Raw genomic sequence first — 5,123 nt, 5'->3', positions numbered from 1 at the left:
AAGATCTTGCCCTTTTCGATGAAGTTTGGCGGGATAAAGGAGGTCCGCTGCTCATCCGGATTGCTCATGGCAGCACCTCCTCTCCGTCCTGGGTGTTCTGTGCGGGATCCGCAGCATTTGCGGAAGTTCCGCTTTGCGTAGTTCCCGTTTCTTCTGTCCCGGTATCCGGTGCAGGCTCTTCTGGTGCGGTCACATCCGCATAGCCGCCTTCCTGGCGCTGCTCCACTTCACTGCTGGAGACAGAAGGGAGGGTATCCACTACCGGTTTTTCATAAGTTTTTCCAGATGTCCCCAGCACCGTCCGCTCCTCTCCAAAAGAAAAAGCACCCGTCATGGTGTCATAGAACACTGGAAGGGTGCTGTCATCGGACAGGAGAAAATGCAGTTCAACTGTGGTGGTATCCGGATACCCGGTTTCATCCGGCAGATATTCTGCCGATGTAATGTCTGTCCGCCCGATAAGAGTAAGATATAGCGGAAACTGCTCCTTTAGGGATGCAGTCTGGGCGGAGGAGAAGAACTGGCTCAGTTCTTCAAAGGATAAAAAGTCCATCTCGGTCAGCTCCTCTGGCTGTGTTGTCTCTTCCTGGGTGGCGGCCTCTTCCTGTGCCTCTGGATCCGGTGTTTCCTTTTGTTCCCGGAGCTTGGAGGGAAGAAAGATGGCGACCAATAGGAGAAAGAGCATCAGGAGGATGGACAAGATCAGTTTTAATCTGCTCATAAGCACTCCTCTATTTCTTCTCGAAAATCCAATACTGCGAGGAAGTCGCATGGATTTCCGTCATCATGTCAAATGCACGGCTCACGTAGTTCTTGGAGTCGCTATCATTGGGATCGTTTACCAGCACCTTCCCGTCCGCAGTCAGCCCCCGCAGGACGATAAAATGCCCCCCGGACGTGAATAATCCGGGACTCTGGGAGGAGATGACCGGACGGCCTTCTGATAACGCCTGCAGCACCGCATTGGCATCCGTGGTCTGGGTGACGCTTCCGCATCCGAAATGAGAAGCCGCCGCCTGGAAATAGGACCAGTAGGTGCCTTCCCCCGCCTTATAATAGGAATTGCCGCACCAGGCGACTGCATCCACCGGAGTAATGGTGCTGCCAGTCAGGTAGCTTGCTACCATGGCAAAGGCGGTAGGCCCGCAGCCGCAGTCCGCAATGGAGCCGGTGCCGTAAGGGATGTTTCCGTATTCCGTCTGGATGTAGAGGGGGATCTGCATCCCGTTCGCCGGGTAAGTGCCGCCGGTATTCAGTACCTGGTAATAGCGCAGGACATGATCCACGTACTCCTTGTCCCCGTAGATGGAATAGTTCCAGCCGGGCCGGGCGCACATCATGTCGGAGTAGGCAATGGCGTTTTCCTTTGTGTAGCCGCCATCCCGTTCCATCGCCCAGTCGATGTAAGCGGAACCGTAATTATAGCCCTGGAGGGCCAGCTTGATCCGGTCCAGGTCCGTCGGCCCGGTGCATCCGGCTTTCTGCAGGACGTCCCGGAGTGCCTGGATGCCGCACTCAATGGAGTATTCCGGATCAGTGATCGTGCCGGGGCCTCTGGGGAACCGGGTATTGTATCCGCTTTCCGATGCCTGCATGGGATCGCTTCCCCGTCCGCCGGATTCCTGCATCATGACGGCCAGGATCAGCTCCACATAATCGCTCATCCCATACCGGGCGGCAATCTCGGATACCAGTGGCCGGTAGGCAAGCACCTCATCACTTAAGTTGATCGCCATAGCCGTGCCGGAGGCAGCGCCAAAGAAGAGTGTCAGGTTACTGGCGTAGTTTTCCGCCAGTTCCTTTTGTTCCTCGCTCAAGTAAAATACATGGTCAGCAAAATAGGCGTCACCGGCAAAGGAAACGGTATAGGTATAGCGGGTAAATGTAACGGTTTCCGTCTGAGGAGTTTCCCCTTCTGCGGCTTCCGTCTCCACTTCCACAGAAACGGTTTCTTCCGCTACATCATAAGAAAAAAGCCCGTCCTTGTTTTCCCGGATCAGGCTTTGGAGTTTGTCGATATTGATATTTTCATAATCATCCTGGCTGGCACAGAACTGGGAGATCAGCAGGTGGGCATTGACCGCTATGGTCGTCTCATAGGGATCTACGATCTGTACGGTGGAGCCCTCCGGAAGCGCTGCAATGGCAGTGTTGATCTCTTCTAAAAGATCCGCATGGCTTTCTTCCAGGACTTCCACAATCGCCTGCCTGGCGTTCTGGATATTCTCATTGATCAGGGCATTGCTGTTTAAAGCCCCGGTGTTTTCTGTCAGAGATCCGAAGATCAGCCCCGGCAGCATCAGGATGAACAGCACGGGAAGCAGTAAAAACCCCAGGATAACGGCTCCGGCTTTCAAAAGAGTATGCCGGTTTGCGATGGCAGCACTGATGGCTGCTGTAAAGGGACCGGCTGCCGCACCCGCCACGGTCTTGGACAGATGGGCGGCGGTCTTCATGGCCTGTAAGTGGGAGGCTGCACTGGTGCCTACATCGACAGCTTCCCCAAGGCCGGAGCTTTGCTCCGCCATTTACATCCGGCCCTTTCGCTGCGGGGCAGGCGGCAGCTTCTGGACAATGGATTCGTTGTAGGCGACTTTTCCATTGCCAGCGTCATACGGCGTTTTCTCCACCGTATCCTGTGCGTACTGCTTATACCAGGCAGCACCGTCCACGGATTGGACTGTCTCAAAGCTGCCATGGGTAGGGGCTGCGTACTGGTCAGCACTGTAAAGGGCAAATTCCCGGCTGCCGGCATCCGTTTTTTCCACGCCGGTCATCCGTCCGCCGCCGATCTCCATGTTCGAGTAGGTGGCAGCGTCCGGAGCAGAGGTGTCGATTCCCATGTAGGAGGCATAGGCTTTTGCCGCATCCTCCCCTTTGATAGAGCCGACCTGCCCGTAATTGCCCTGGGCGATATTGCTGATCACGTTATTGGCAAAGTCTCCGCCTTTCTTGAGCGAGGACTGATAGAGCATATTCCCGACGCTGGGGCCTTCCGAATAATGGGTAGCAGCATTGACGGCTTCCCGCTGTACCTGGCGTCCCACCGCCCCGGCAAGGCCGCCGGAGAGAAAGCTGCCGCCAACGGCTGCGCTTCCAGGAGAGGATGCCCTGCGGTATCCGCCGCCACCGCCATGTCCGTGGAAGGCTCCGGCAAGGCCCCGGCCTGCAATGAGCAGCTCCGCCATCATGTTCCCGCCAGTGTTTCCTACATTGATCCCCAGGGATGCCATAAAGCTGTCGATCTTCTGGGAAACCTTGAGGAAAGCAATAGCACAGAGGAACCAGATGAACACATTTCCGGTCACGGCTTCCTTTCCCTGTTCTGCTACGGCTTCCTCCACCTGGGCTTCTGTCAGCTCTGCCGCAAAGACCGGCATGGAGCAGAACAACACCAGGCAGGAAACCAGTACCAGGGCAGTGAGGATTGGTTTCTTGTATTTCATGGACTCCTCCTTTCATCAGAGTGATAACGGGTTTGCGAGGAAAGTGCCGACCATGCTGGTAAACAGCCGCAGGCACCAGGCGTTCATCAGTAGCAGGAAGAACTGCCCGCCCAGCATCCGGCACCAGGATTTGAAGATGTTCCCGGTGGATTGGGAGGCACCTGTGGCAAAGGCAACCGGCGCCGTATAGACCAGCACTCCCAAAAGGATGTAGCGCTCCGCTGCTTCAAAAAGCAGCTTGATGTAATTCCACGCCAAAATCAAAACTAAAATCAGGGCGATAATCGCCACGGCTCCATTGGCGCATACACCCAGGATGACGGTGATGACTGAATTGAAGCTGGCAAAATCCAGGGAGGGAAGCTCCTCCGTTAAGATCCAGTCATAAGGCGTCCCGGCGATACCAAGGAGCAGGTTCACGATGTCTTCCGCATAAAAGGCCAGGAAGATAAAAATAAATGAACGGATGGAAAGTTTCAGGGGATCCTCTGCTTCGATTCCGGCACCCATGAAGTAGTTCTTGAAAAGCTGCCACACCCAGTTTAAGAGGATGAGGCCAAGAGCCAAAGCAAGAAACACATCGTACATGGTTTCAGCTGCAGGAAAATAGCGCAGGAACGTGTCCATGGAGCAGCCGAGGGCGCCCAGGACTGAAGTGGTGATCAGATCCAGGATGTTCATGACCTGTTCTGCGATCCATTCCACGATTCCGTCCAGTATTCCCATGTGGTTTCCTCCTTTCCGGGCTTATCCGCTGTATGTGCCTCCGGCAAAGAACGGGGTAATGTATGCCATAATAAAACCAAGGCCGTTCAGAATCGCCCAGGTGATGATGATCCGCTTCAGCCAGGCACGGCTCTCATCCACGGTCTTGCCGGATTTCGAGAAATTCATCAAAAGCAGCGCCACGGATGCGGTCACTACGGCGGCAATGGTGGATATGAGGACGATCTGGTTGTAGACATCCTTCATGATCTCATTGGCCTTGTCCCACATATTGGAAGCAAGCACCGGCTGGACATTCGCTGCGATAAGCGTAAAGAGCAGGAAGGCTGCGTAGAGGTATTTCCCGTAGCAGACCGTCCGCTTTTTCTCCGGTGAAGAGTTTGCAGGTAACTGTTTCATGTATGACCTCCTTCATTGATCTTGAAAAAACGGACGGGATTGCTTTTCCCGCCCGTGCTTATAATTTCCTGCCTCAAAAAGCAAAAGCAGCCCGGTCAATGCGGACTACTTCTGCAAAGCCATATGAAGTTGTTGAAGGGAAACCTCCTTTCCCTGCACGAAAAAACGCAGCCAATCCGGGCGGGAGGCTGCCGCCTTTGGATGCGCTGCGTTTTCGCTGCATATAATTTTGACAGTACCTATTGTAACATGGGGAAATTTACGGCACAATCGCAAAACCGTGCCAGTTTCGTGCGAAACCGGGAAGAATGTGTGCCACGGTCAGAACGAAGAGAAAGCGGAAAAGTCTGGAAAGTAGAATTATTCTGAACCTGGAAGATGGACGTCCCGAAAGAAGGTATTATAGTCCACCTGAAAGATCTGGGCCAGGCCTGCAAGGACCGAGATGCGGATGCTGTAGGTACCGCCTTCGATCTGAGAGTAGATGCTCCGGGTGATGTCCAGATCCATAAGCTGCAGTTTGGAAACCACCTGGTCCTGCGTCAGTTTCCG

General features: G+C 54.4%; 7 protein-coding genes. 1 reads left to right on the top strand and 6 read right to left on the bottom strand.

Annotated features, from left to right (window positions below):
* Positions 1 to 64 precede the first annotated feature (64 nt).
* The 5 genes from B5E53_RS18250 to B5E53_RS18230 are packed head-to-tail and all read right to left on the bottom strand — an operon-like array spanning position 65 to position 4,571.
* Complete coding sequence (locus B5E53_RS18250) at positions 65 to 721, bottom strand: DUF5038 domain-containing protein (protein WP_158097105.1); 657 nt, start codon at positions 719 to 721, stop codon at positions 65 to 67.
* 10 nt (positions 722 to 731) lie between these two features.
* On the bottom strand, positions 732 to 2,528 hold the full coding sequence (locus B5E53_RS18245) for a lysozyme family protein (protein WP_087317542.1): 1,797 nt from the start codon (positions 2,526 to 2,528) through the stop codon (positions 732 to 734).
* Positions 2,529 to 3,446 carry a hypothetical protein gene (locus B5E53_RS18240; RefSeq protein ID WP_087317540.1) on the bottom strand — a complete coding sequence of 306 codons (918 nt, stop codon included), beginning with the start codon at positions 3,444 to 3,446 and terminating at the stop codon, positions 2,529 to 2,531.
* A gap of 15 nt (positions 3,447 to 3,461) precedes the next feature.
* Positions 3,462 to 4,172 (bottom strand): hypothetical protein, encoded by a 711-nt coding sequence (locus tag B5E53_RS18235; RefSeq protein ID WP_087317538.1) that lies wholly within the window; start codon positions 4,170 to 4,172, stop codon positions 3,462 to 3,464.
* 21 nt (positions 4,173 to 4,193) lie between these two features.
* Complete coding sequence (locus B5E53_RS18230; protein WP_015574505.1) at positions 4,194 to 4,571, bottom strand: hypothetical protein; 378 nt, start codon at positions 4,569 to 4,571, stop codon at positions 4,194 to 4,196.
* A gap of 2 nt (positions 4,572 to 4,573) precedes the next feature.
* Between B5E53_RS18230 and B5E53_RS19400 the strand changes: the two genes are divergently transcribed.
* Entirely contained in the window at positions 4,574 to 4,798 is a 225-nt protein-coding gene (locus B5E53_RS19400; protein ID WP_087202375.1) for a hypothetical protein, read from the top strand.
* A gap of 133 nt (positions 4,799 to 4,931) precedes the next feature.
* Here B5E53_RS19400 and B5E53_RS18220 read toward each other — a convergent pair.
* A partial coding sequence (locus B5E53_RS18220) for a helix-turn-helix transcriptional regulator (RefSeq protein ID WP_087317544.1) occupies positions 4,932 to 5,123 on the bottom strand: 192 nt, incomplete at its 5' end.

Source organism: Eubacterium sp. An11 (genome assembly GCF_002161065.1).
Classification (GTDB): domain Bacteria; phylum Bacillota; class Clostridia; order Lachnospirales; family Lachnospiraceae; genus Anaerobutyricum; species Anaerobutyricum faecale.
Note: the sequence above shows the minus strand (reverse complement) of the source record. Positions and strands in the feature narration are given on the sequence as shown.

Coding starts and splice junctions, on each gene's coding strand:
- B5E53_RS18250 (WP_158097105.1), bottom strand. CDS start 721: ATGAGCAGATTAAAACTGATCTTGTCCATCCTCCTGATGCTCTTTCTC.
- B5E53_RS19400 (WP_087202375.1), top strand. CDS start 4,574: ATGACCTCCTTCATTGATCTTGAAAAAACGGACGGGATTGCTTTTCCC.
- B5E53_RS18245 (WP_087317542.1), bottom strand. CDS start 2,528: ATGGCGGAGCAAAGCTCCGGCCTTGGGGAAGCTGTCGATGTAGGCACC.
- B5E53_RS18240 (WP_087317540.1), bottom strand. CDS start 3,446: ATGAAATACAAGAAACCAATCCTCACTGCCCTGGTACTGGTTTCCTGC.
- B5E53_RS18230 (WP_015574505.1), bottom strand. CDS start 4,571: ATGAAACAGTTACCTGCAAACTCTTCACCGGAGAAAAAGCGGACGGTC.
- B5E53_RS18235 (WP_087317538.1), bottom strand. CDS start 4,172: ATGGGAATACTGGACGGAATCGTGGAATGGATCGCAGAACAGGTCATG.